Here is a 1,908-nt window from a genome sequence, read left to right as displayed (position 1 = left end):
ATGGGGCGTCGGCTCTCGTAGGACGCGATGACCACTCGCGCGCGAAATTCAGGGGCGTGCCAGCGGCGGCGATCCGAAACGATCTCGATCCGCGAGGCGCCCGCCAGCCTGTCCCGCTCGCCTGTCTCTCTACCGCTCCTTTGGAGCCTCTCTGCGGTACTACCTGCGACACTCGCAGGTAGTACCGTGTCCCTATCTCTTAAATCGCTCATGCTTCATAGCTGAACCAGACCAGAAGTATTCAGCAAGGCGTCAGTCGCCGGAAGCTTACTGATCGACCGCAATATCCCATGCAGCGCCATCTCACCATCACCCAACGATGCTGCCCGCTACCAAAGACCACGCGGGACGTTTACCGGCGTACGTTTCACTGTCGGCTTGCCATTCCTGGAGAATCATAGTGACCCGACCGCGGCGCCGACGCCGTTGAATATGACCAGCATGTTCTGGACCTGGCAGTACGGATATCGCTTCTTCACGCTCGACGTAACGGTCACGCCCAAACCGGACGAGACAGCACGGCCTCATGGCTTCCCTGTGCATCTCGGCAGCACAGGTTGCGAGTCGGTGAGCGCGACCGAAGCACCTAGAAAAGAGTGTTCGGCGCCGAATCTGGTAACAGTTACACTCCCAAATTTTGACCCATCCCAACAGACCGTCAAGCTCGACATTCGCCAGATTCTGGCGACGAGCGACGTGAGCACGAATCAACCGAAGACGGCGCCCGGCTGCATGTCTGATCCTGATGATCAGGATTGCAAGGGTATATTCCAAGCATTCGGCCTGCCATTCGGATCAGAGACCTCTCCGCCGGCTCAGTCGGTATTTCGGGGTCGATAAGATGCGCACGTTATTTCGCAAAGTTCTCCAGATGGCCCTTCTGGGTGGGGGGGCGCTGCTTCTATCGGCCGCAACCCGGCCCGCGACGTGGCATTGGGACATCCCCTCCTGGGCGCCTGCGCCAGTCGTCCCGTCCGACAATCCGATGACGGCGGAGAAGGTCACACTGGGGCGGCGGCTGTTTTATGACAAACGGCTATCGGAGAACGGGACGCTCGCCTGCGCGTCGTGCCATCTCCAGAAACTGGGCTTTGCCTCTGGTGTCCCGACGCATATAGGCGCGCATGGCGAGCAGGGACTACGCACGCCGATGCCACTGGCGAACGTAGCCTATCTGCCGAGCTACACCTGGGCCAATCCACAGCTCACCACGCGTAATCATCCGGCGAGAGACGCGGGCGTATTCAGGCGGCGATGGTATTGTGGACCTGCTGGTGGGCTTTCCAGTGCCAGGGCAGGAGTTCATGGAGGCGTGGATTGGGAATGTCATTGATCCGTGCCAGGACATCAGCGAGCCATGCATGGGGATCGACATCGTTCAGGCGCGCGGTGACGATCAGGGAATACATGGCGGCGGCGCGCTCTCCGCCACGATCGGACCCGGCGAACAACCAGGCTTTCCTGCCCAGGGCGATGCCGCGCAGGGCGCGTTCTGCTGCATTGTTTGAGAGGCAGATCCGGCCGTCAGTGAGGAATCGTGTGAATGTATCGGCACGTCTGAGAAAATAGTTCATGGCGTGGGCAACGGGATTTTTTGTCGACATGCGCCGGCAACACTCCCGCATCCAGTCGAACAGATCGTCGACCAGAGGGGCTATGTCTGTTTGACGGACTGCCAGCCGATGTTCTGGGGGCGTACCGTTGATGGTGCGCTCGGCCTGGAATATGGCGTCGATCCTGCCTACTGCCTCTATGGCGAGGGGCGCCTTGTCCCTCTCGGCGATTTTGAACAGCCCTCTGCGTCCGTGGGCCCAGCATCCGGCGGAGACAACCGGCGCGGGTTGGCGTCCCGGTTTCGCCAGAGTATTATAACCCGCATAGGCGTCTGACTGCAGAATGCCGGTCCAG

Annotated in this window: 3 protein-coding genes; 2 read left to right on the top strand and 1 reads right to left on the bottom strand. The window is 60.4% G+C overall.

The window, feature by feature from the left end; genetic code table 11:
- The first annotated feature begins 270 nt into the window (after nt 1-270).
- Both CFR80_RS17890 and CFR80_RS20115 read left to right on the top strand, forming a co-directional pair.
- The gene (locus tag CFR80_RS17890) at nt 271-840 is read left to right on the top strand and encodes an MbnP family copper-binding protein (protein ID WP_110507832.1); all 570 of its coding nucleotides are present in this window, start codon (nt 271-273) and stop codon (nt 838-840) included.
- Nucleotides 746-1,333: a cytochrome c peroxidase gene (locus CFR80_RS20115; protein ID WP_309146445.1), complete on the top strand. Its 588-nt coding sequence runs from the start codon at nt 746-748 to the stop codon at nt 1,331-1,333. Before CFR80_RS17890 ends, CFR80_RS20115 begins: the two co-directional genes overlap by 95 nt.
- Here CFR80_RS20115 and tnpC read toward each other — a convergent pair.
- Nucleotides 1,245-1,908 (bottom strand): IS66 family transposase (tnpC, locus tag CFR80_RS17880; RefSeq protein WP_110507826.1); only part of this gene is annotated, 664 nt, incomplete at its 5' end. The genes CFR80_RS20115 and tnpC overlap by 89 nt on opposite strands.

This window comes from Komagataeibacter oboediens (genome assembly GCF_003207815.1).
Lineage (GTDB): Bacteria > Pseudomonadota > Alphaproteobacteria > Acetobacterales > Acetobacteraceae > Komagataeibacter > Komagataeibacter oboediens.
The sequence above is the reverse complement of the archived record's forward strand: the minus strand, read 5'-3'. Positions and strand labels throughout refer to the sequence as shown.